At 67.4% G+C, this 23,065-nt stretch carries 24 protein-coding genes; 21 read left to right on the top strand and 3 right to left on the bottom strand.

Going from position 1 to position 23,065, the window contains the following annotated elements; genetic code table 11:
• Positions 1-6: 6 nt before the first annotated feature.
• Positions 7-1,035, top strand: coding sequence for an alcohol dehydrogenase catalytic domain-containing protein (locus AAHS21_RS16340; protein ID WP_342928650.1), 1,029 nt, complete (start codon positions 7-9; stop codon positions 1,033-1,035).
• Positions 1,036-1,181: 146 nt separating this feature from the next.
• On the opposite strand, the gene AAHS21_RS16335 is transcribed toward AAHS21_RS16340, so the two are convergent.
• On the bottom strand, positions 1,182-1,592 hold the full coding sequence (locus AAHS21_RS16335) for a nitroreductase family deazaflavin-dependent oxidoreductase (protein ID WP_342928649.1): 411 nt from the start codon (positions 1,590-1,592) through the stop codon (positions 1,182-1,184).
• A gap of 110 nt (positions 1,593-1,702) precedes the next feature.
• On the opposite strand from AAHS21_RS16335, the gene hisD reads away from it, so the two are divergent.
• The 8 genes from hisD to hisI are packed head-to-tail and all read left to right on the top strand — an operon-like array spanning position 1,703 to position 8,120.
• A complete protein-coding gene (gene hisD, locus AAHS21_RS16330) occupies positions 1,703-3,019 on the top strand; it encodes a histidinol dehydrogenase (protein WP_342928720.1) in 1,317 nt (438 codons plus the stop codon).
• The gene (locus AAHS21_RS16325; protein WP_342928648.1) at positions 3,016-4,215 is read left to right on the top strand and encodes a histidinol-phosphate transaminase; all 1,200 of its coding nucleotides are present in this window, start codon (positions 3,016-3,018) and stop codon (positions 4,213-4,215) included. Before hisD ends, AAHS21_RS16325 begins: the two co-directional genes overlap by 4 nt.
• Complete coding sequence (gene hisB, locus AAHS21_RS16320; protein ID WP_342928647.1) at positions 4,212-4,832, top strand: imidazoleglycerol-phosphate dehydratase HisB; 621 nt, start codon at positions 4,212-4,214, stop codon at positions 4,830-4,832. Before AAHS21_RS16325 ends, hisB begins: the two co-directional genes overlap by 4 nt.
• A complete protein-coding gene (gene hisH / locus AAHS21_RS16315) occupies positions 4,829-5,449 on the top strand; it encodes an imidazole glycerol phosphate synthase subunit HisH (RefSeq protein WP_342928646.1) in 621 nt (206 codons plus the stop codon). The genes hisB and hisH overlap by 4 nt, the downstream gene beginning before the upstream one ends.
• On the top strand, positions 5,450-6,184 hold the full coding sequence (gene priA / locus AAHS21_RS16310; protein ID WP_342928645.1) for a bifunctional 1-(5-phosphoribosyl)-5-((5-phosphoribosylamino)methylideneamino)imidazole-4-carboxamide isomerase/phosphoribosylanthranilate isomerase PriA: 735 nt from the start codon (positions 5,450-5,452) through the stop codon (positions 6,182-6,184).
• A 4-nt stretch (positions 6,185-6,188) separates the two neighbouring features.
• Entirely contained in the window at positions 6,189-6,989 is an 801-nt protein-coding gene (locus AAHS21_RS16305; RefSeq protein WP_342928644.1) for an inositol monophosphatase, read from the top strand.
• Position 6,990: 1 nt separating this feature from the next.
• Positions 6,991-7,776, top strand: coding sequence for an imidazole glycerol phosphate synthase subunit HisF (hisF, locus tag AAHS21_RS16300; RefSeq protein ID WP_342928643.1), 786 nt, complete (start codon positions 6,991-6,993; stop codon positions 7,774-7,776).
• Complete coding sequence (gene hisI / locus AAHS21_RS16295) at positions 7,773-8,120, top strand: phosphoribosyl-AMP cyclohydrolase (RefSeq protein WP_342928642.1); 348 nt, start codon at positions 7,773-7,775, stop codon at positions 8,118-8,120. Before hisF ends, hisI begins: the two co-directional genes overlap by 4 nt.
• Here the strand turns inward: hisI and AAHS21_RS16290 are convergent.
• The gene (locus AAHS21_RS16290) at positions 8,117-9,613 is read right to left on the bottom strand and encodes a serine/threonine-protein kinase (RefSeq protein WP_342928641.1); all 1,497 of its coding nucleotides are present in this window, start codon (positions 9,611-9,613) and stop codon (positions 8,117-8,119) included. The genes hisI and AAHS21_RS16290 overlap by 4 nt on opposite strands.
• A gap of 105 nt (positions 9,614-9,718) precedes the next feature.
• Here AAHS21_RS16290 and AAHS21_RS16285 point away from each other — a divergent pair, with 105 nt between their 5' ends.
• Positions 9,719-10,810 carry a calcium:proton antiporter gene (locus AAHS21_RS16285; RefSeq protein WP_342928640.1) on the top strand — a complete coding sequence of 364 codons (1,092 nt, stop codon included), beginning with the start codon at positions 9,719-9,721 and terminating at the stop codon, positions 10,808-10,810.
• A 19-nt stretch (positions 10,811-10,829) separates the two neighbouring features.
• Here AAHS21_RS16285 and AAHS21_RS16280 read toward each other — a convergent pair whose 3' ends face one another.
• Positions 10,830-11,294, bottom strand: coding sequence for a peroxiredoxin (locus AAHS21_RS16280; protein WP_342928639.1), 465 nt, complete (start codon positions 11,292-11,294; stop codon positions 10,830-10,832).
• A gap of 143 nt (positions 11,295-11,437) precedes the next feature.
• On the opposite strand from AAHS21_RS16280, the gene AAHS21_RS16275 reads away from it, so the two are divergent.
• The 11 genes from AAHS21_RS16275 (at position 11,438) to AAHS21_RS16225 (ending at position 23,065) form a co-directional block, all read left to right on the top strand.
• Complete coding sequence (locus tag AAHS21_RS16275) at positions 11,438-12,988, top strand: anthranilate synthase component I (protein ID WP_342928638.1); 1,551 nt, start codon at positions 11,438-11,440, stop codon at positions 12,986-12,988.
• A complete protein-coding gene (locus AAHS21_RS16270; protein WP_342928637.1) occupies positions 12,981-13,649 on the top strand; it encodes a TIGR02234 family membrane protein in 669 nt (222 codons plus the stop codon). The genes AAHS21_RS16275 and AAHS21_RS16270 overlap by 8 nt, the downstream gene beginning before the upstream one ends.
• 103 nt (positions 13,650-13,752) lie before the next feature.
• Positions 13,753-14,571 carry an indole-3-glycerol phosphate synthase TrpC gene (trpC, locus tag AAHS21_RS16265; protein ID WP_342928636.1) on the top strand — a complete coding sequence of 273 codons (819 nt, stop codon included), beginning with the start codon at positions 13,753-13,755 and terminating at the stop codon, positions 14,569-14,571.
• A gap of 51 nt (positions 14,572-14,622) precedes the next feature.
• A complete protein-coding gene (trpB, locus tag AAHS21_RS16260) occupies positions 14,623-15,888 on the top strand; it encodes a tryptophan synthase subunit beta (RefSeq protein ID WP_342928635.1) in 1,266 nt (421 codons plus the stop codon).
• The gene (gene trpA / locus AAHS21_RS16255; protein ID WP_342928634.1) at positions 15,885-16,691 is read left to right on the top strand and encodes a tryptophan synthase subunit alpha; all 807 of its coding nucleotides are present in this window, start codon (positions 15,885-15,887) and stop codon (positions 16,689-16,691) included. The genes trpB and trpA overlap by 4 nt, the downstream gene beginning before the upstream one ends.
• Positions 16,688-18,247: a prolipoprotein diacylglyceryl transferase gene (gene lgt / locus AAHS21_RS16250; RefSeq protein WP_342928633.1), complete on the top strand. Its 1,560-nt coding sequence runs from the start codon at positions 16,688-16,690 to the stop codon at positions 18,245-18,247. Before trpA ends, lgt begins: the two co-directional genes overlap by 4 nt.
• A gap of 42 nt (positions 18,248-18,289) precedes the next feature.
• Complete coding sequence (locus AAHS21_RS16245) at positions 18,290-18,685, top strand: TM2 domain-containing protein (RefSeq protein WP_342928632.1); 396 nt, start codon at positions 18,290-18,292, stop codon at positions 18,683-18,685.
• Complete coding sequence (locus AAHS21_RS16240) at positions 18,675-19,103, top strand: DUF2752 domain-containing protein (protein ID WP_342928719.1); 429 nt, start codon at positions 18,675-18,677, stop codon at positions 19,101-19,103. Before AAHS21_RS16245 ends, AAHS21_RS16240 begins: the two co-directional genes overlap by 11 nt.
• A gap of 108 nt (positions 19,104-19,211) precedes the next feature.
• On the top strand, positions 19,212-20,630 hold the full coding sequence (gene pyk / locus AAHS21_RS16235) for a pyruvate kinase (RefSeq protein ID WP_096287081.1): 1,419 nt from the start codon (positions 19,212-19,214) through the stop codon (positions 20,628-20,630).
• A gap of 15 nt (positions 20,631-20,645) precedes the next feature.
• On the top strand, positions 20,646-21,545 hold the full coding sequence (locus tag AAHS21_RS16230; RefSeq protein WP_342928631.1) for an acyl-CoA thioesterase II: 900 nt from the start codon (positions 20,646-20,648) through the stop codon (positions 21,543-21,545).
• Positions 21,546-21,667: 122 nt separating this feature from the next.
• Positions 21,668-23,065 (top strand): phosphatidylglycerol lysyltransferase domain-containing protein, encoded by a 1,398-nt coding sequence (locus AAHS21_RS16225; protein ID WP_342928630.1) that lies wholly within the window; start codon positions 21,668-21,670, stop codon positions 23,063-23,065.

Raw genomic sequence — 23,065 nt, 5'->3', positions numbered from 1 at the left:
GCCCGGATGCGGCAGCTGACCTTCGAAGACGCCGGACGTTATATCTGGCGCGACGTGCCGGAGCCGGAGCTCAGCGCACCGGAACAAGCCGTGGTCAGGCCGCTGATGGTGGCTTGCTGCGATCTCGACATCGCGGTTGCCAACGGCCAGGCCCCGTTGCCGCCCGGCTACGCCGTCGGGCACGAGGGGCTGGCCGAGGTGGTGGCCGTCGGCGATGCCGTGGGCACCGTTCGGCCGGGCGACTGGGTTGTCGTGCCGTTCCAGATCAGTTGCGGCAGCTGTTCGGCGTGCCGCCGCGGCGTGACCGGCTCGTGTGGCTCGGTGCCGCTGATGGCGATGTACGGTCTCGGCCCGCTCGCCGGGCTGAACGGGGGCGGATTCATGTCGGACGAGGTGCTGGTGCCCTACGCCGACGCGATGCTGCTCCCCGTCCCGGATGGCGTGCAGCCCGACGCCATCGCCTCGCTGTCGGACAACATCCCCGACGGCTGGCGGGCGGTGGGACCGTATGCGGCCGAGTTGGCCGCGCTCGATCCGATCGACCGCCGTGTGCTGGTGGTGGGCAAGCTCTCGATCGGGCTGTACGCCGCCGCGTTCGCGGCCGCGCTGGGAGCCCGCGTCGACTACGTCGACCACGATGTGCGCCGGCTGGCGGCCGCCGAGAAGCTCGGCGCGGTGGTCCACGATCGGGTGAAGCCCGATAAGACCTGGGAGCCGTATCCGGTCACGGTGCACACCTCCGCCGATCCGTCGCTGCTGGCCGCCACGCTGCGGGCGACCTGGCCGGACGGCGTGTGCACCGACACCGGGATCTACTACCTGCCGATCGTCGAGATGCCGCTGCTGCCGATGTACACCCGCGGGGTGAGGTTCGTCACCGGACGGGTCAACGCGCGCTCGGCGATTCCGCAGGTGCTGGAGTTGCTGGCCGGCGGGTGCGACCTGTCACCGGCCGTCGACCGGGTGGTGCCCTGGGCCGAAGCGCCGTCGGTATGGCCGACGATGACCGGCAAGACCGTCTTCACCCGGGCCTAGACCCACCCCGCCCGCCTTTCGCGTCGAGCGTGCGTGCTGGGTCTCGAATGTGCGTCCTGGGTGGCGACACGCCGGCGTGTGCCGCCGTCAGCGCACACTCAAAGCCGTCGGCGCACACTCGGCGGGGCGGCTGGCCTCGCGGCGGCTCAGGCGATGTCGCTGACCAGCACCGCCATCCGGCGCAACTGCAGACGCACCAGCCGGGGCAGGCCTGTGCCGTCGGACCCCGCGGGCAGGATCCGGGGATTGGTGATGTGCACGACGCTGCGGGCAAAGTGCAGGTCAGCCTGCCCGGCGGCCAGCACGTTCTTCACCCAGTCGGTCTTGCCGTGGCCCAGCGCGATCGCCAGCACATTGCCGTTGCGATAGGCCGTCACGATGGTCCGGTACGTTTTGCCCGACGTGCGGCCGCGATGCTCGATCGTGCCCGTGCCGGGCAGGAAGCGCGCGATCGGCTTCAACGCCGGGTTGACGTACTTGACCTGGAAGTTCTCAAACCACGTCGGGTACACCATCGGGATGCCCGGGGCGTTGTTCGGGTGATCCTTTGTGGACATGCCCACTCCCTTGCGGAACGTCTGTGCGCTGATTCTCGGCACTGTACCGGTCGGATATTGATTTGAGTTCCTCTGGGACAATGGACGCTGTGACTGCCACACCCCCCTCTGTGCTGGCCCGCATCGACCTGCGGGGCGCGGAGCTGACGGCTACCCGGCTGCGGGCGGCATTGCCGCGCGGCGGGGCCGATGTGGAGTCGGTGTTGTCGAAGGTGCAGCCGATCGTGGCGGCCGTCGCCGAGCGCGGGGCCGAGGCTGCGCTGGACTACGGCGAGTCGTTCGACGCCGTACGCCCTGCGGCGGTCCGGGTACCCGAGGCCGCGTTGCGGGCCGCGCTGGACGGGCTGGACGCCGACGTCCGTGACGCGTTGCAGGTGATGATCGAGCGGACCCGCGCCGTGCACGCCGACCAGTGCCGGACCGACACGACCACGGTGCTCGGGCCGGGGGCCACCGTCACCGAGCGATGGGTCCCCGTCGAGCGGGTCGGCCTGTACGTGCCCGGCGGTAACGCGGTGTATCCGTCCAGCGTGGTGATGAACGTGGTGCCCGCGCAGGCGGCGGGGGTCGACTCGCTGGTGGTGACCAGTCCGCCGCAGGCCCGGTTTGACGGCTTGCCGCACCCGACGATCCTGGCCGCGGCCCGACTGCTCGGCGTCGACGAGGTGTGGGCGGTCGGCGGGGCGCAGGCGGTGGCGCTGCTGGCCTACGGCGGCGTCGACACCGACGGCACGCAACTGGCGCCGGTCGACCTGATCACCGGGCCCGGCAACGTGTACGTCACGGCCGCCAAGCGGCTCTGCCGCTCGATGGTGGGCATCGACGCCGAAGCCGGGCCGACCGAGATCGCCATCCTCGCCGACCACACCGCCGACCCGGCGCACGTGGCCGCCGACCTGATCAGCCAGGCCGAACATGACGAGATGGCCGGCAGCGTGCTGGTGACCGCGAGCGAAGACCTGGCCGCGGCCACCGACACCGAGGTCGCCGCGCAGCTGCAGACCACGGTCCACCGGGAACGGGTGACGACCGCGCTCAGCGGCCCGCAATCGGCGATCATCCTGGTCGACGACCTCGACGCCGGTGTCAAGGTGGTCAACGCCTACGCGGCCGAGCATCTCGAGATCCAGACCGCCGACGCGCCGCGGGTTGCCGGCCGAATACGTTCGGCCGGAGCCATTTTCGTCGGTCCGTACTCGCCGGTCAGCCTCGGCGACTACTGTGCCGGCTCCAACCACGTGCTGCCGACCGCGGGCAGCGCCCGCCACTCCAGCGGTCTGTCGGTGCAGACCTTCCTGCGTGGCATCCACGTCGTGGACTACACCGAGGCGGCCCTCAAGGACGTCTCCGGACACGTGGTCACACTCGCGAAAGCCGAAGATCTGCCCGCCCATGGCGAGGCAGTCCGGCGGAGGTTCGAACGATGACCGCATCCGAACGGCAGGTCACCCTCGACGACCTGCCGCTGCGCGATGACTTGCGCGGCAAATCGCCTTACGGCGCACCGCAACTGGCAGTTCCGGTGCGGCTGAACACCAACGAGAACCCGCACCCGCCCAGCCAGGCTTTGGTCGACGATGTCGTCCGGTCCGTGCGGGAGGTCGCCACCGATCTACACCGGTATCCGGATCGCGACGCGGTGGCGTTGCGCACCGATCTGGCGAGTTACCTCACCGCCCAGACCGGCACGCTGCTCAGTTACGAAAACCTTTGGGCCGCCAATGGTTCCAATGAGATCTTGCAGCAGCTGTTGCAGGCGTTCGGCGGGCCGGGACGCAGCGCGATCGGGTTCGTTCCGTCTTATTCGATGCATCCGCTGATTTCCGACAGCACCCGCACCGAGTGGATCGAGGCCCCGCGCGGTGAGGAGTTCAGTCTCGACATCGACGCGGCCGTCGCCGCCGTCACCGAGCGCAAACCGGACGTGGTGTTCGTCACCAGCCCGAACAACCCTACCGGACAAAGCATTCCGCTGCCGGACCTGCGCCGGTTGCTCGACGTGACACCGGGCATTCTGATCGTCGACGAGGCGTACGGCGAGTTCTCGTCGCAGCCCAGCGCCGTCGAGCTGATCGAGGAGTACCCGACCCGGCTCGTCGTCAGTCGCACGATGAGTAAGGCGTTCGCGTTCGCCGGCGGCCGGTTGGGGTATCTGGTTGCTACGCCGGCTCTCATCGACGCGATGCTGTTGGTGCGATTGCCCTACCACCTGTCATCGGTCACCCAGGCCGCCGCCCGGGCCGCGCTGCGCCACGCCGACGACACCCTGGGCAGCGTGGCCACCTTGATTGCCGAACGCGAACGAGTGGTGGCGGGCTTGAGCCGCTTGGGATTTCGGGTGATCCCAAGCGACGCGAACTTCGTGTTGTTCGGCGAATTCGCCGACGCGCCCGCGGCCTGGCAGCGCTACCTGGAGGTTGGCGTCCTGATCCGCGATGTCGGCATTCCCGGTTACCTGCGCACCACCATCGGACTTGCCGACGAGAACGACGCGTTCCTCGAGGCGAGCGCCCAGATCGCCGCCACCGAGCTGGTCCCAGCCGATTCCCGCCCGGTCGCAGCGATCGCAAGCGCGGCGACGCCGGGTGCGGCGGATCGCGACCATGTAATAGGAGCCCCGTGACAACCATTGCGACTCGTCGCGCGCGAATTGAGCGCCGCACCAAGGAATCCGACATCGTCGTCGAGCTTGACCTCGACGGCACCGGTCAGGTGCACATCGACACCGGCGTGCCGTTCTACGACCACATGCTGACCGCGCTGGGCAGTCACGCCAGCTTCGACCTGACCGTGCGCACCAAGGGTGACGTGGAGATCGAAGGACACCACACGATCGAGGACACCGCGATCGTGCTGGGCCAGGCCCTCGGGCAGGCCCTGGGCGACAAAAAGGGTATACGCCGGTTCGGGGACGCGTTCATACCGATGGACGAGACGCTGGCGCACGCCGCCGTCGACGTGTCGGGCCGACCGTACTGCGTGCACAGCGGCGAGCCGGATCACCTGCAGCACACCACGATCGCCGGAAGCTCGGTGCCCTATCACACCGTGATCAACCGGCATGTGTTCGAGTCGTTGGCGGCCAACGCCCGCATCGCCTTGCACGTGCGGGTGCTGTACGGGCGCGACCCGCACCACATCACCGAAGCGCAGTACAAGGCCGTCGCACGCGCGTTGCGCCAGGCGGTCGAGCCCGACCCCCGAGTGTCGGGTGTGCCGTCCACCAAAGGTGTTTTGTGACAAGACGATCCGTCGTGGTGCTGGACTACGGCTCAGGCAACCTTCGGTCTGCGCAGCGTGCGTTGGAGCGGGTCGGCGCGACGGTGGAGGTCACCGCCGATGCGCGTGCGGCCGCGGCAGCCGACGGGCTGGTGGTGCCCGGGGTCGGTGCGTATGAGGCGTGCATGACCGGACTGCGCAAGGTCGAGGGGGAGCGGATCATCGCCGAACGGGTGGCCGCTGGGCGTCCGGTGCTCGGGGTCTGCGTCGGCATGCAAATCCTGTTCGCGCGCGGCGTGGAGTTCGGAGTCGAGACGTCGGGGTGTGGGCAGTGGCCCGGATCCGTGACTCGGCTGGATGCCCCGGTGATTCCGCACATGGGCTGGAATGTCGTCCAATCCGGTCCGGGCAGTGGGCTTTTCAAGGGGCTGGACGCGTCCGCCCGGTTTTACTTCGTGCATTCCTACGCCGCGCAGCGATGGGAAGGCTCGCCGGAGGCGGTGCTGACGTGGGCGACCCATCAGGTGCCGTTTCTGGCGGCGGTCGAGGACGGGCCGCTGGCCGCCACTCAATTCCACCCGGAGAAGAGTGGGGATGCAGGTGCGGCCGTGTTGAGTAATTGGGTTGAGGGACTGTAGATGTCATTGATTTTGTTACCCGCTGTCGACGTCGTCGAAGGTCGTGCCGTGCGCTTGGTGCAGGGCAAGGCCGGCAGCGAGACCGAGTACGGCTCGGCGCTGGACGCGGCGCTGAACTGGCAGCGCGACGGCGCCGACTGGATCCATCTGGTGGACCTCGACGCCGCGTTCGGCCGCGGCTCCAACCGCGAATTGCTCGCCGCGGTGGTGGGCAAGCTCGACGTGCAGGTGGAGCTGTCCGGCGGGATCCGCGACGACGATTCGCTGGCCGCGGCGCTGGCCACCGGCTGCGCCCGGGTCAACCTGGGCACCGCGGCGCTGGAGAATCCGCAGTGGTGCGCACGGGCGATCACCGAGCACGGTGAGAAGGTAGCCGTTGGACTGGACGTCCAGATCGTCGACGGCGAACACCGACTGCGCGGGCGGGGCTGGGAAACCGATGGTGGCGACCTGTGGGATGTGCTGGAACGCCTTGAAGGCGAAGGATGTTCGCGCTTCGTCGTCACCGACGTCACCAAGGACGGCACGCTGGGTGGCCCCAACCTCGACCTGCTGGCCAGCGTTGCCGAGCGCACCGATGCCCCGGTCATCGCCTCTGGTGGCGTCTCGAGCCTGGACGACCTGCGTGCCATCGCCACTCTCACCGACCGCGGCGTCGAGGGAGCCATCGTGGGCAAGGCGCTCTACGCCGGGCGGTTCACCTTGCCGCAGGCGTTGGACGCGGTACGGCAGTAGCACGATGGATCTGCACGCACTGCTGGCCGAGGCGTCGACAATCCTCGATGCAGCAGTGGAGCCGTTCGTAGCCGGCCATCGCGCCGACTCGGCGGTCCGCAAGAAGGGCAACGACTTCGCCACCCAGGTTGATCTGGCGATCGAGCGGCAGGTTGTCGCTGCGCTGGAAGCGGCCACCGGAATCGGAGTGCATGGCGAGGAATTCGGCGGCACGCCGGTCGATTCGCCCTGGGTGTGGGTGCTGGACCCGATCGACGGCACCTTCAACTACGCCGCCGGATCACCGATGGCGGCGATACTGCTTGGTCTGCTGCACGAGGGCGAGCCGGTGGCCGGTCTGACCTGGATACCGTTCACCGATGATCGCTACCTGGCCGTCGCCGCAGGGCCGCTGATGAAAAACGATGTCGCACAGGCGCCGTTGAATCACACGCCGCTGGCCGACACCCTGATCGGCGTCGGCACATTCAACGCAGGTTCGCGGGGACGATTCCCGGGGCGCTACCGACTCGCGGTGCTGGAAAAGCTGAGCCGGGTGTCCTCGCGGCTGCGCATGCACGGTTCGACCGGTCTTGACCTGGTCTACGTGGCCGACGGAATCCTCTCGTGCGCGGTTCATTTTGGTGGCCAGGTGTGGGATCACGCCGCCGGGGTCGCGCAGGTTCGCGCCGCCGGCGGCACTGTCACCGACCTGCTCGGTCAACCCTGGACGCCCGAGTCCCGGTCGGTGCTGGCCGCCGCCCCAGGAGCGTATGGGGAGATTCTCGAGATTCTGCGCAGCGCCGGCCGACCGGAGGACTACTGAGATGCACTCGGCTACCGACCTTGCCGTGCGGGTGATTCCGTGCCTGGACGTCGACGACGGGCGCGTGGTCAAGGGGGTCAACTTCGAGAACCTGCGCGACGCGGGCGACCCCGTCGAACTCGCCGCGGCCTATGACGCCGAGGGCGCCGACGAGCTGACCTTTCTGGACGTGACCGCGTCCTCGTCTGGCCGGGCGACGATGCTGGACGTGGTGCGCCACACCGCCGAGCAGGTGTTCATCCCGCTGACGGTCGGCGGCGGCGTCCGCGCCGTGGCCGACGTCGACGTCCTGCTGCGGGCGGGGGCGGACAAGGTCTCGGTGAATACCGCCGCGATCGCGCGCCCTGACCTATTGGCCGAGATGTCAAGGCAATTCGGCTCGCAATGCATCGTGTTGTCCGTCGACGCCCGTACGGTGCCGCCGGGTTCGGCGCCCACGCCGTCGGGCTGGGAGGTCACCACGCACGGTGGCCGTCGCGGCACCGGCATCGACGCCGTCGAGTGGGCGGCCCGCGGTGCCGACCTCGGGGTGGGGGAGATACTGCTCAATTCGATGGACGCCGACGGCACCAAGGCCGGTTTCGATCTGGCGATGCTGCGCGCGGTCCGCGCCGCGGTCACGGTTCCGGTGATCGCCAGCGGGGGCGCGGGCGCGGTCGACCACTTCGCGCCCGCGGTCGACGCCGGTGCCGATGCGGTGTTGGCGGCCAGCGTCTTTCACTTCCGGGAGTTGACTATCGGGCAGGTGAAGGCCGCGATGGCCGCAGCAGGGATCACGGTACGATGACACTCGATCCCGACATCGCCGCGCGCCTCAAGCGCAATTCCGACGGCCTGTTCACCGCCGTTGTGCAGGAGCGGGGCAGTGGTGACGTGCTGATGGTCGCCTGGATGGACGACGAAGCGCTGGCCCGCACCTTGAAAACCCGTGAGGCCACCTACTTTTCGCGGTCCCGCGGCGAGCAATGGATCAAGGGCGCGACGTCGGGGCACACCCAGCATGTGCACTCGGTGCGCCTGGACTGCGATGGTGACACCGTGCTGCTGACGGTCGACCAGGTCGGCGGCGCCTGCCACACCGGAGACCACAGCTGCTTCGATGCCGACGCGCTGCTCGAACCCGAGAATTAGCGCGGCGCGACGTCCAAGCTATTGGCTGCTTCGAGTGCGGCGCGCGTCCATTCGTGACGAAAGACCGCCGGTGAGATGCGATCTCGCCGAATGACTTCGAGGTCAATCGCCTTTCCGGCGGTCACCGCGTTGGGCACCCGGAACGAGTATGCGGGCTCCTCGGTGGCAACGGCAAGGATGGCGTCGGTGTCGGTGAAGTTGTTGGCACGCATGGCTTCCTCGGCCCATTTGAACGGCTTTTGGCCGTCGAAGTTCCTGACATACACCACCCACAACCGGGTGCCGCGGTTGTCGTAGAGCCTCTTGACCGCCCGATCCACCGTGTCGTATTCGACGGGCCCGAGCACACCCGCTTGGTCGGTGAGTTGGCGGGCGAGCTTGATCCCGGGTGTCGCTGGCGCACGGCTCGTTGACGGCGCGACAGATTTCGCATTGCCGCTGCCGGATTGGTGTGAGCCGCCCAACACGCGGACGCCGACGAGGACCCCAAGGCCGACCAGGGCCAGGCCGACGACCGCGGCGACCGCCACCGCCGTGCGCCGGGTGCTGCGGGCGGGTAGCGTTGCGGGCGAAGCGGTTTGGGGCGTAGCGATTACTTCGGTGTCCGCGATCGGGGCCGCTCGGGTAGGGCCGACGGTATCGGCCCCGGTGCCCAGCTGGCTGCCGAGCGCGGCCGCGAAATCCGAACACGTCGCAAAACGGTCGGCGGGGTTTTTGGCCAAGGCTTTGGTGAGTGCGCCGTCGAGATCGGCCAGTTCGGGCCGGCGCTGGCTGATCGGCGGCGGCGGCGCGGACAAATGCTGTGTGACGACCACCGCGGGATTGGAATTCTGAAAGGGAGCGGTACCGGTCAACAGGTTGAACGCGGTACATCCGAGCGCGTACTGGTCGGCGCGTCCGTCGATGTCGAGTCCCTGCAGCTGCTCGGGCGCGCAATAGGCAGTGGTGCCCATCATCATGTTGGTCGCCGTCAGGCCGCTGATCTCACCCAGCTCGCGCGCGATGCCGAAATCGGCCAGCAGGATGCGCCGTCGCGGCGCGGCATCACTGATCAGAATGTTCGCGGGTTTGACGTCGCGGTGCAGCAGGCCGCGTGAATGCGCGTAATCCAGCGCGTCGGCCATGGCGGCGATGATCTCGACGACGTCGGCTTTCGGCAGCCCCGACGGGTACTGGCGCAGCAGCTGTGCGGCGTCGGTGCCCTCCACGTAATCCATCGAAATCCACAGTTGCCCTTCGTATTCGCCGCGATCGTGGATACCGACGATGTGCTCGTTGTACAGGCTTGCGGCGAGATCGGCCTCCCGGTTGAAGCGCTGCCGGAACTCGAGGTTGTCGGTGAGCTCACCGGGCAAGATCTTCAGGGCGTCGCGGCGCGGCAGCCGTGGATGCTGCGCCAGATACACCTCGCCCATCCCGCCTGCCCCCAGCCGCCGGATGATCCTGAATCCGGCGAACAGCGCGCCTTCGGGTAACCCATCGCTTTGCGGCATGTGAGCATGCTACTGAGACGATGAATGCGGCGGCCGGCAAATCGCGGCCGCACGCGGCGCGCCCGAGGCGGCACCGGCCGACGATTTCGATCAGAATGGCAGGCGATGCGCGAACGGATGTCGTGGAACGTCGTGGTGCCGCTGGTCGCTCTCGTCATGCTGGCACTGGCCTGGGGCAGGGAGCCGGGGCCGCTGCTGGCCGGGCTGGAGGCGATCGTCCTGATCGGCGCCGTGCTGGCCGCGGTGCACCACGCGGAAGTGGTCGCACACCGGGTCGGTGAGCCGTTCGGGTCGCTGGTGCTCGCCACCGCGGTGACCGTCATCGAGCTGGCCCTGATCATCGCGCTGATGGCCTCGGGCGGAAACGAAGCGGAGACGCTGGCCCGGGATACCGCGTTCGCCGCCCTGATGATCACCACCAACGGCATCGCCGGGCTGTCACTGCTGCTGGGTTCGCACCGCTACGGCGTGACGTTGTTCAATCCCGAAGGCAGCGGTGCGGCGCTGGCGACGCTCACCACGCTGGCGACGCTGAGCCTGGCGCTGCCCAGCTTCACCACGACTCGTGGTCGTCAGGAGTTCTCGCCCGGCCAGCTGGTATTCGCCGCCGTCGCTTCGCTGCTGGTCTACCTGCTGTTCGTCTTCACCCAAACGGTGCGGCATCGCGACTTCTTCCTGCCGATCGCACAGCGCGGTCAGCAGCGCATCCTCGACGAGGAAAGCCACGCGGAACCGCCGAGCCAAGCCGCTGCGCTGCGCAGCCTCGCGCTGCTGGTGGGCGCGCTTGTGGCGGTGGTGGGCCTGGCCGAACAGGAGTCGCCGGCCGTCGAGAAACTGGTGTCGGTCGCGGGTTTCCCGCACTCGTTCGTCGGCGTGGTGATCGCGGGCCTGGTGTTGCTGCCCGAGACGCTGGCGGCGGTGCGAGCGGCGCGACAGGGCCGCATTCAGACCAGCCTCAACCTCGCGTACGGCTCGGCGATGGCCAGTATCGGGCTCACCATTCCCGGCATCGCGCTCGCATCGGTCTGGATCAAGGGACCGCTGATTCTCGGGCTGGGCTCGACGCAGCTGGTGCTGTTTGCGTTGACCGTGGTGATCAGCATGCTCACCGTGATCCCCGGCCGGGCGACCCGGCTACAGGGCGAGGTGCACCTGGTGCTGCTGGCCGCGTTCGTGTTCCTGGCGATCGTTCCGTAACGGCAAGCAGCGCAAGCGATTACGCCGACGAACGTGCCCGCAGGGTTTGCAGCGCCTGGTCGGCGTGGGTGTCCATGCTGAACTCGCTGGAAATCACGTTGAGCACCGTGCGGTCGGTGTCGATCACGAAGGTCGTGCGCTTGACCGGCATCAACTTGCCGAGCAGACCGCGCTTGACGCCGAATTGCGTGGCCACCGTGCCCTCGGTGTCGGACAGCAGCGGGTAGTCGAAGCTTTCCTTGTCGGCGAACTTGGCCTGCTTCTGCACGGCATCGGTGCTGATGCCGACGCGACTGGCGCCGACCGCCGCGAATTCGGCAGCCAGATCCCGGAAATGACAAGCTTCCTTGGTGCACCCAGGAGTCATTGCCGCGGGGTAGAAGAACAGCACCACGGGGCCGTCGGCAAGCAGGGCGCTGAGCTTGCGCGGCGTTCCGGTCTGATCGGGAAGTTCGAAATCGGCCACTGTGTCACCAGTTTTCATGGCCGTCAGGCTACGCCCAATTGCCCACGAGGCCGTGCCGGGTGTGAGCCTGACGGCACCGCGGAAAATCGGGCCAAAAGTCGCCGTGCCCCCAGCTCGCGGGACCGCCTGGGCCGGGCAACCGCATCTGCGAGGATGGTTCGGTGCATCCACACCTCGCCGACACGACCTCACGGGAGGAATTTCGCCTGCTCGCGGCGGCGCACCGCTTTGTACCGGTGACCCGGAAGGTCTTGGCTGACAGCGAGACGCCGCTGTCGGCATATCGCAAGCTGGCCGCCAATCGACCCGGCACATTCTTGCTGGAGTCTGCCGAGAATGGGCGGTCGTGGTCGCGATGGTCGTTCATCGGAGCCGGGGCACCCTCAGCGTTGACCGTGCGCGATGGCGAAGCGGTGTGGTTGGGCGCGGTCCCGCAGGACGCGCCCACCGGTGGCGACCCTCTCGAGGCGCTGCAGGCCACCCTGGAGCTGCTGTCCACCCGACAAACCAGCCAGTCCACGCCGGGCCTTCCGCCGCTGTCGGGTGGCCTGGTCGGGTTCTTCGCCTACGACATGGTGCGGCGCCTGGAGCATCTGCCGGAAATGGCCGTCGACGATCTACAGCTGCCGGACATGCTGATGCTGCTGGCCACGGACGTGGCGGCGGTCGACCACCACGAGGGCACCATCACGCTGATCGCCAACGCGGTGAATTGGAACGGCACCGACGAGCGGGTCGACGAGGCCTACGACGACGCGGTCGCTCGCCTGGATGTGATGACCGAGGCGCTGGGCCAGCCGCTGCCGTCGACGGTGGCCACCTTCAGCAGGCCCGAGCCCCACTACCGCGCCCAGCGCACGGTCGAGGAGTACGGCAAGATCGTCGACTACCTCGTCGACCAGATCGCGGCCGGCGAAGCCTTCCAGGTGGTGCCCTCGCAGCGCTTCGAAATGGACACCGACGTCGACCCGATCGACGTCTACCGGATTCTTCGAGTGACCAACCCCAGCCCCTACATGTACCTGCTTCATGTGCCGAATAGTGCTGGCGTGACGGACTTTTCGATCGTCGGATCCAGCCCGGAGGCACTCGTCACCGTCGCCGACGGCCGCGCCACGACGCACCCGATCGCCGGTACCCGGTGGCGCGGACAGAACGAGGAAGAAGATCAGCTGCTGGAAAAGGAGCTGCTGTCCGACGAAAAGGAACGCGCGGAGCACTTGATGCTGGTCGACCTCGGCCGCAACGATCTCGGCCGGGTCTGCACACCCGGCACGGTGCGCGTCGAGGATTACAGCCACATCGAGCGCTACAGCCACGTCATGCACCTGGTCTCCACGGTGACCGGCCTGCTCGGCGAGGGCCGCACCGCCCTGGACGCCGTCACGGCCTGTTTCCCGGCGGGCACGCTGTCCGGGGCGCCCAAGGTGCGGGCCATGGAGCTGATCGAAGAGGTGGAGAAGACGCGCCGCGGCGTCTACGGCGGCGTGCTCGGGTACCTCGACTTCGCCGGCAACGCGGACTTCGCGATCGCCATTCGCACCGCGCTGATGCGCAACGGCACCGCCTATGTCCAGGCGGGCGGCGGGGTAGTGGCGGACTCCAACGGACCTTACGAGTACACCGAGGCGAGCAACAAAGCGCGCGCGGTGCTCAATGCCATCGCCGCGGCGCAGACGCTCAGCGCCCCGGACGCCACCCGCAATGGCTGATTCGCCGCCGGACCGGCGGGCCCGGCTGACGATTGGCATCGCACAGCTGCTGCTGGTCATCGCCGCGGGTCTGCTGTGGACGGCCTCGCGACTGCCCTGGGTGGTGATCCGGTCGTTCGACGGGCTGGGGCCGCCCAAGGAAGTGGTCCTGGCCGGTGCGTCCTGGTCGACGGCCCTGCTGCCGTTGGCGCTGCTGATGCTGGCCACCGCCGTCGCGGCGCTCGCGGTGCGTGGCTGGGCGCTGCGGGCGCTGGCCGGGCTGCTGGCCGTGATCAGCCTGGCGATCGGCTATCTGGGCGTCAGCCTGTGGGTGCTGCCGGATGTGGCGGTGCGAGGGTCCGAACTTGCCCACATTTCGCTGCTGACTCTGGTGGGCAGCGAGCGGCGGTACGCCGGCGCCGGGTTCGCGATGGGTGCGGCGGTGTGCACGTTGATCGCCGCCGTGCTGTTGATGCGGTCGGCGATGACGGCCCGGGCCGGGGCGAAAAAATACGCCGCGCCGGCGACCCGCCGCTCGATCGCGAGACGCAAAGGTGCCGAAGGGGCGATGCTGGAGGAACCGGGGGCGCCAGAGATGTCGGAGCGGATGATCTGGGACGCACTCGATGAGGGGCATGACCCGACCGATCGGCCCCGCGAGTCTGACACCGAGGGTCGGTGACGGGTCGCGAGCCGACGGTCGCTACCCTTCATTGACGTCGTCGAAATCGGTTCGGAACCGGTTAGGTGACCGTCTGTATGGCTGTAGAAGGGAAACGACAGGTATGAGTCCGGCGACTGTCCTTGACTCCATCCTCGAGGGAGTCCGGGCCGATGTTGCCGCGCGCGAAGCGCGTATTCCTCTTCCCGAGATCAAAGCGGCGGCCGCCGCCGCGCCCCCACCTCTGGATGTGATGGCCGCCCTGCGCGAGCCGGGGATCGGCGTCATCGCCGAGGTCAAGCGCGCGAGTCCGTCAGCCGGTTCCCTGGCGCCCATTGCCGATCCAGCGAAACTGGCTCAGGCATACGAAGACGGTGGCGCCCGCATCATCAGTGTCTTGACCGAGGAGCGGCGTTTCAACGGCTCACTCGACGACCTGGATGCGGTTCGGGCCGCAGTGTCGATTCCGGTCTTGCGCAAAGACTTTGTGGTGCAGCCGTATCAGATCCACGAGGCTCGTGCGCACGGCGCTGACATGTTGCTGCTGATCGTCGCCGCCTTGGAGCAGTCGGCGCTGGCGGCGATGCTCGACCGCACCGAATCACTGGGCATGACAGCGCTTGTCGAGGTCCACACCGAAGAAGAGGCGGACCGCGCGCTCAAGGCCGGTGCCAACGTGATCGGGGTCAATGCCCGCGATCTCAAGACGCTGGAGGTGGACCGGGACAGCTTCTCGCGGATCGCGCCCGGCCTGCCCAGCAACGTGATCAGGATCGCCGAATCCGGTGTGCGCGGTACCGCGGACCTGTTGGCGTACGCCGGGGCCGGCGCCGACGCCGTCCTCGTCGGTGAGGGTCTGGTCAAAAGTGGCGATCCGCGTGCCGCCGTCGCCGATCTGGTGACCGCGGGCACCCATCCGTCATGTCCGAAACCGGCTCGCTAGTCGGAGCCCTGCGTTGAACCCCATCAGCCATCCCCGCGTTGAGCATTGGTGATGGTGGATCCCACTCGCCCCGCCCTGCCGCTTACCAGCGCGGCCATTTCCGAACCCACCCGGCACGACCCTGACGCGCGTGGCCATTTCGGTGTGTACGGCGGCCGCTACGTCGCCGAGGCGCTGATGGCGGTGATCGAAGAAGTCACCGCGGCTTACGAGAAGGAACGCGTCAACCCGGAATTCCTGGATCTGCTGGACGACTTGCAGGCGAACTACGCGGGCCGGCCGTCACCCCTCTACGAGGCCACCCGCCTGAGTGAACACGCTGGTTCAGCACGCATCTTCCTCAAGCGAGAAGACTTGAACCACACCGGATCTCACAAGATCAACAACGTGCTCGGCCAGGCGTTGCTGGCCAAGAGGATGGGCAAGAACCGGGTGATCGCCGAGACCGGCGCCGGGCAGCACGGCGTGGCCACCGCCACCGCTTGCGCATTGCTCGGCCTTCAGTGCGTGATCTACATGGGCGCGGTCGATACCGCGCGCCAAGCGCTCAACGTGGCGCGAATGCGGCTGTTAGGCGCCGAGGTCGTCTCGGTCGACTCGGGTTCGCAAACGTTGAAGGACGCCATCAACGAGGCGTTCCGGGATTGGGTCACCAACGCCTACAACACGTACTACTGCTTCGGCACCGCCGCGGGCCCACACCCCTTCCCGACGATGGTCCGCGATTTCCAGCGCATCATCGGGCTGGAGGCGCGCGCCCAGATCCAGACGCAGGCGGGCCGGTTACCCGACGCCGTCGCGGCCTGCGTGGGCGGCGGGTCCAACGCGATCGGCATCTTCCACGCCTTCATCGACGACCCGGGCGTGCGGCTGATCGGCTACGAGGCGGCGGGCGACGGCGTCGAGACCGGCAGACACGCGGCGACATTCACCGGCGGGTCACCGGGGGCCTTTCAGGGGTCGTTCTCTTATCTGCTGCAGGACGAGGACGGCCAGACGATCGAATCTCATTCGATTTCAGCGGGTTTGGACTACCCGGGAGTAGGCCCGGAGCATGCGTGGCTGCGGGAGACCGGCCGAGCCGAATACCGGCCGATCACCGACGCCGAGGCAATGGACGCGTTTGGGCTGCTGTGCCGGACCGAGGGCATCATCCCGGCCATCGAATCCGCTCACGCCGTTGCCGGTGCTCTGAAGCTCGGCCATGAATTGGGCAGCGGTGCAATCATTGTGGTGAACCTGTCGGGCCGCGGCGACAAGGATGTCGAGACGGCCGCGAAATGGTTCGGCCTGATGGACGACCAGGACACCCGATGACGGTGGAGCAAAGCCATGCCAGCAGGCTGGCACCGCTTTTCGACGCGTGCCGGTCCGAAAACCGTGCCGCGCTGATCGGCTACCTGCCCACCGGCTATCCCGACGTGCGGACTTCGGTGGACGCGATGACCGCCCTGGTCGAATCGGGTTGTGACCTCATCGAAGTCGGGGTGCCGTATTCCGATCCCGGGATGGACGGCCCGACGATCGCCCGGGCTACCGAGGCCGCGTTGCGCGGCGGAGTGCGCGTGCGTGACACGCTGGCCGCGGTCGAGGCGGTCAGTAAGGCCGGCGGGCGTGCGGTGGTCATGACGTACTGGAACCCGGTGCTGCGCTACGGGATTGACGCGTTCGCACGGGACCTCGCGTCGGCAGGCGGACACGGGCTCATCACGCCGGACCTGATCCCCGATGAAGCCGACGAGTGGACGGCCGCGTCCGAGGAGCATCGGCTGGATCGCATTTATCTGGTGGCGCCCTCGTCGACTCCGGAGCGTCTGGTAAGCACGGTCGAGGCATCGCGTGGATTCGTCTACGCGGCCTCTACGATGGGCGTGACCGGGGCACGCGACGCGGTGTCGAACGCCGCCCCCGAATTGGTCAGCAGGATCAAAGCGGTGTCCGACATCCCCGTCGGCGTCGGCCTCGGGGTGCGATCGCGGGAGCAGGCCGCGCAAATCGGCAGTTACGCCGACGGCGTCATCGTCGGTTCGGCCTTGGTATCGGCACTCGCCGACGGTCTGCCGAGCTTGCGTGCGTTGACCCAGGAATTGGCCGAAGGTGTGCGAGTGTCGACATCATGACGATGTTGCCCACGTATTTCCCCAGCCCCCCGCAAGGTGTCTGGCACCTGGGTCCGTTGCCTATTCGCGCGTACGCGCTGTTCATCATCACCGGGATCGTGGTCGCGCTGATTATCGGCGATCGGCGCTGGGCAGCCCGCGGCGGACAGCGCGGGGTGATCTACGACATCGCGCTGTGGGTGGTGCCGTTCGGTTTGATCGGCGGCCGGCTGTATCACCTGGCCACCGATTGGCGAACGTATTGGGGCCCGGGCGGTGCCGGGTTCGGCGCCGCGTTCCGCATCTGGGACGGCGGGCTGGGCATCTGGGGCGCCGTGGCGCTCGGTGTGTTCGGAGCATGGATCGGTTGCCGGCGGCTCGGAATTCCGTTGCCGGCCTTCCTTGATTCGGTCGCGCCGGGCATCATCTTGGCGCAGGCGATCGGTCGGCTCGGGAACTACTTCAATCAGGAGCTTTACGGCCGGGAGACCACGCTGCCGTGGGGCCTGGAAATCTTCTATCGCCGCGATCCTTCGGGATACATCGACCCGCATTCGCTCGACGGCGTGTCGACCGGACAGCTCGCGGTCGTCGTGCAGCCGACGTTTCTGTATGAATTGCTCTGGAACGTACTGGTTTTCGTCATCCTGATCTACATCGACCGGCGTTACGCCATCGGTCACGGACGGCTCTTTGCCGCCTACGTCGCGCTCTACTGCGTCGGGCGCTTCTGGGTTGAGCTGCTGCGTGACGACACCGCCACCCACATCGCCGGTATCCGGATCAACTCGTTTACATCGACTTTCGTGTTCATCGGCGCCGTCGTCTACATCGTTTTGGCGCCGAAGGGCCGCGAGGATCCCGAGAGTTTGCGCGGTAAGGTGCAGCCGGAGGACGACGAATCCAAGCCCGAAGTCGAACCGACGGAGGAACTCGCCGGTGTCGCCGCGGCTTCGACCGTGGTGGCGAGTGCGGCCAGCGCGGACGACGACGCCGGCCCGGCGGAGTCGGTTGAAACGGCGACGCTCGAGGAGCCGGAAGGCGAGAAGCCGCGGGCAGAGGCGGCGGAGGCCGAGGAGCCCGAAGCCGAAGAGCCTGAAGAGGCGAAGGCGGACGAAGCCGAGGCCGTCGAAGCCGATGAGCCGGAAGTCGGAGAGGCAGAGGCTGCGGAACCGGAAGGCGCAGAGGCGCAAGCGTCCGAGGCTGAGGTACCTGAGGCGCAGGTCGAAGAGGCGCAGGTCGAGGAGCCCGAGGGGGAGCAGCCTCAAGCCGACGAGCCGGCGGTGGAAGAGGCAATAGCGCAGGCGCAGGAGCCGGAAGGCGCTGAGCCGCAGGAGCCCGAAGCCGAAGAGAGGGCAGAAGACGCGCCCGAGGCGCAGGCCGGCGATCTGGAAGAGGGTGCTGGAGAAGCGGCGGAAACCGCCGAGAGCGAGCCGGAGTCACCCTTGCCCCTCGACGAGAAATCCGAGGAACCCGCAGCTGAGCAGCCCGCATCGGAGACCACGCCCACTGCGGACGACCAGCAAACTCGGCGCCGCTGGACGCTGCGCCGCCGCACCCCCCGTACCGGCAGCTAGCGAAGGACTCGTCGAGGCTGGGGTACACCCAGTTCATCTGGCATGCTGAACACCGTGACCGAACCGTCGTGGGGCAGTGCCCCGGACCCCGGCGCACCACCTCCGCAGCCGTCGGGATATCCACCGCCGTACCCGCAATACCAGCCGTATCCCGGGGCTGTCGGATACGACCCGTCGGCACCCTACGGCCGTCACCCGGTGACGGGCCTGCCGTACTCGGACAAGTCGAAAACCATCGCCGGTCTGCTGCAGCTGCTCAGCCTGGTCGGCATCGGCGGCATCGGCCGCTTCTATATCGGCGATACCGGCCTGGGTGTGGCACAACTGTTGCTGGGCTTGTGTGGCATCGGTTTGATCTGGAGCATCATCGACGCGGTCCTGATCCTGACCGATAAGGTCAACGATCCGCAGGGCCGGCCACTGCGTGATGGAACCTGACTCGGCCTCCGGCACGGGAGATCACCGTCACCGCCACGGCCGCTACATCGCTGCCGGTACCGGCGTCCTGTTCGCCGGGGCACTCGGCTATGTCGGGTCCGTCGACCCGCACAACGCGAACTCGGCTTACCCGCTCTGCCCGTTCAAGTGGCTCACCGGCTGGAACTGCCCCTTCTGCGGCGGGCTTCGCATGACGCATGACCTGCTGCACGGCCACCTGGCGGCCAGCATCTACGACAACGTTTTCGCGCTCGTCGGCCTGCCGGTCTTGGCCGTCTGGCTGCTGGTGCGATGGCGGCAGGGCCGGCGGGCACTGCCGATACCGGCGGTGATCACGATCACGGTCGCGGCGATCGCGTGGACGGTGCTGCGCAATATGCCGGGGTTTCCGCTGGTCCCCACCATGCTCAGCGGGTAGTCGGCCGCAAAATCGCGGGTTAACCCGTCATGACCATTCTTCGGTGGCTCAACCCGCGGCGACCTTTGGGTCACCCCGACAGCCGACGGCACGACTAAGCTGATCGGCGTGAGTAGACGCGGGAAGATCGTCTGCACCCTTGGCCCTGCAACCCAATCGGACGAGTTGACTCTGGCGCTGGTGGAGGCCGGAATGGACGTCGCCCGAATGAACTTCAGCCACGGCGACTATGCCGACCACAAGGCCGCATACGAGCGGGTACGTGCCGCTTCGGATGCCACGGGGCGCGCCGTCGGTGTGCTCGCCGACCTGCAAGGCCCGAAGATCAGGCTCGGGCGCTTCGCCACCGGCTCGACCTACTGGGCCGACGGCGAAACGATCCGCATCACGGTCGAAAACTGCGAAGGAACCCACGACCGGGTATCGACCACCTACAAGACGTTGTCCAAGGACGCCGCGGTCGGCGACCGGGTCCTGGTCGATGATGGCAAGGTCGGACTGGTCGTCGAGGCCATCGACGGCGACGACGTCGTCTGCACGGTGGTCGAGGGCGGTCCGGTCAGCAACAACAAGGGCATGTCGCTGCCCGGGATGAACGTGTCCGCGCCGGCCTTGTCGGACAAGGACATCGACGATCTCACCTTCGCGCTGGACCTGGGCGTCGACCTGATCGCGCTGTCGTTCGTGCGTTCGCCATCGGATGTCGAATTGGTGCACGAGGTGATGGATCGGATCGGCCGGCGGGTGCCGGTGATCGCCAAACTGGAGAAGCCGGAGGCCGTCGACAATCTCGAAGCGATCGTGCTGGCCTTCGACGGCATCATGGTGGCGCGCGGCGACCTCGGTGTCGAGCTTCCGCTGGAAGAGGTTCCGCTGGTGCAGAAGCGGGCCATTCAGATGGCCCGCGAGAACGCCAAGCCCGTCATTGTCGCCACCCAGATGCTCGAGTCGATGATCGAGAGCTCCCGGCCCACCCGCGCCGAGGCCTCCGACGTCGCCAACGCCGTGCTCGACGGCGCCGACGCGGTGATGCTGTCCGGGGAGACCTCGGTCGGGAAGTACCCGCTGGCCGCGGTCCGCACCATGGCCCGCATCGTGACCGCGGTCGAGGACAACTCCACGGCCGCGCCGCCGCTGACCCACGTGCCGCGCACCAAACGCGGGGTGATCTCGTATGCCGCCCGCGACATCGGCGAGCGGCTCGACGCCAAGGCGCTGGTCGCGTTCACCCAGTCCGGCGACACCGTGAAGCGGCTGGCACGCCTGCACACGCCGCTGCCGCTGCTCGCGTTCACCGCGTGGCCCGAGGTGCGCAGCCAGCTGGCCATGACGTGGGGCACCGAGACATTCATCGTCCCCATCATGGATTCCACCGACGAGATGATCCGTCAGGCCGACAAATCGCTGCTCGAGCTGGGCCGATACAAGCGGGGAGACCTGGTGGTGATCGTCGCCGGTGCTCCACCTGGCACAGTAGGGTCCACCAACCTGATCCACGTCCACCGGATCGGGGAGGACGACCTCTAAGCGCAAGGAGAGCCCGTGCCGGCCGGCGATCAGCCGAATACCGATTCCTCGTCTGATTTCCAAGAACTGCTGGCGGTCCTGGACCTCCATCGCGCGGGCGACGACCTGTTCGTCGGGTCGCATCCCAGCAAGAACCCGATGCGGACCTTCGGCGGGCAGCTCATGGCGCAGTCGTTCGTCGCCGGCAGCCGCAGCCTGGTCCGGCCCGACTTGCCGCCCAGTGCGCTCTCGGTGCATTTCATCAACGGCGGCAACACCGGCAAGGACATCGAATTCCACGTCTCCCGGCTGCGCGACGAGCGGCGCTTCGCCAACCGGCGCGTCGACGCGGTACAGGACGGGATGTTGTTGTCCTCAGCGATGATCACCTATATGTCCGGGGGTCCCGGTCTAGAGCATGCGGTCCAACCACCCGAAGTCGGGGCGGCAGACGCGCAGCCACCACTCGGCGACCTGTTGCGCGGCTACGAAAAGACCGTCCCGCACTTCGTGAACGCGCTGCAGCCGATCGAATGGCGCTACACCAACGATCCCGCGTGGGTGATGCGGGACAAGGGTGAGCGGCTGCCGCACAACCGGGTGTGGCTCAAGGCGTTGGGCGTGGTGCCCGACGATCCCGTGCTGCACACCGCGACGATGGTGTACTCCTCGGACACCACGGTGCTGGACTCGGTCATCACCACCCACGGGTTGTCCTGGGGCTTCGACCGCATCTTCGCCGCGTCGGCCAATCATTCGGTGTGGTTTCACCGGCAGGTCGACTTCAACGATTGGGTGCTGTATTCGACGTCGTCGCCGGTGGCCGCGGATTCGCGCGGGCTGGGCACCGGCCATTTCTTCGATCGTTCCGGCCACATCGTCGCCACCGTCGCGCAAGAAGGTGTGCTGAAGTACTTTCCGCCGTCTCACCGATAACGGTTATCGAATAGTTACCGGACGCTCGTTCGATTTCGGTTCTGCGGGGCGGCAATCGAGCGTAACTTCGGATGAGCCGGGTATTCGATGGGACAAGCGCTACGCCCATCGGGAGGTGAAGTATGAACGGCTCGTCAGCAGATCTTCTCCCCACCCTGCGCGCGCGCGAACGTGTTGTGGTGCACGTCGATTCGCTCGCAGCGCGCTGTATCGGCGCCTTGGCCCTGTTGTGCGCCGGGTGCTGGCTGGTAGCGATCGTCGCCCATCACCGCTATCAGCCGCAATGGCATTACTCCGATCGGCTGGGCTGGTCGTTGACGGTACTGGCCGCGGTGGCGTTGATCGCCCGCGGCATTTTCCTGGGCCGCCCCGTGACGACAATGCATGCGGCAGTAGCCGCGCTGTGCGTGGTGGCGGGCCTGGGCTCACATGTGTTGGGGTTCGACCTGATTGGCGACGTGCTGATCGCCGCCTCGGGGCTGGTGTTGATGTGGCCCACCGCATCTCATCCGCAACCCGAAAATCTAGCGCGGGCTTGGGCTTTGATCAACGCCACCACCGACGACCCGCTGGCACCGTTTGCGATGCAAACGGGCAAGAGCTACCACTTCACCGCCGACGGCACCGCCGCGCTGGCCTACCGGACCCGGATGGGGTTTGCGGTAGTGGGTGGGGACCCGATCGGCGACGAGACCCTATTCCCGGAACTGATCGCCGATTTCGCCGCGATGTGTCACGCCCACGGCTGGCGCATCGCGGTAGTGGGGTGTAGCGAACGCCGGCTCGCGCTGTGGAGCGACCGAGCGGTGGTCAAGCAATCGCTGCGAGCGGTGCCGATCGGTCGCGACGTCGTCGTCGACGTGGCCGGTTTCGACATGGTCGGCCGCAAGTTTCGCAACTTGCGTCAGGCGGTGAAGCGCACTCACAACGCCGGCATCACCACGGAAATCGTTGCGGAGCAGGAACTCGACGACCGGTTGCGCGCCGAATTGATCGACGTGGTGCGCGCATCGCCCAGCGGGGCGCATGCCGACCGAGGGTTCTACATGAACCTCGATGGCGTGCTGGAGGGCCGATTCCCCGGGATACAACTGATCATCGCCAGGGACGCCGACGGGCGCGCGCAGGGCTTTCATCGATACGCGACGGCCGGGGGCGGCAGCGACATCACCATGGACGTGCCATGGCGTCGCCGCGGTGCACCCAACGGGATCGACGAGCGCCTCAGCGCCGACATGATCATGGCCGGTAAAGAGGCTGGCGCACAACGTGTTTCGCTCTCCTTTGCCGCGTTCCCAGAGATCTTCGACGATAAGAATCGCGGCCGAGTGCAGCAGGTGTTCTACCGGTTGATCCATCTGCTCGACCCGTTGATCGCTCTTGAGTCGTTGTATCGGTATGTGCACAAGTTCCACGCGCTGGATGCCCGGCGTTATGCGCTGATATCACTGACACAGCTGGTGCCGCTGGTATTCGTCTTGCTGACACTGGAATTCACGCCACGCCGGCGCCATCTCTGA

This window comes from Mycobacterium sp. 050272, from assembly GCF_039023525.1.
Taxonomy (GTDB): domain Bacteria; phylum Actinomycetota; class Actinomycetes; order Mycobacteriales; family Mycobacteriaceae; genus Mycobacterium.
The sequence above is the reverse complement of the archived record's forward strand: the minus strand, read 5'-3'. Positions and strand labels throughout refer to the sequence as shown.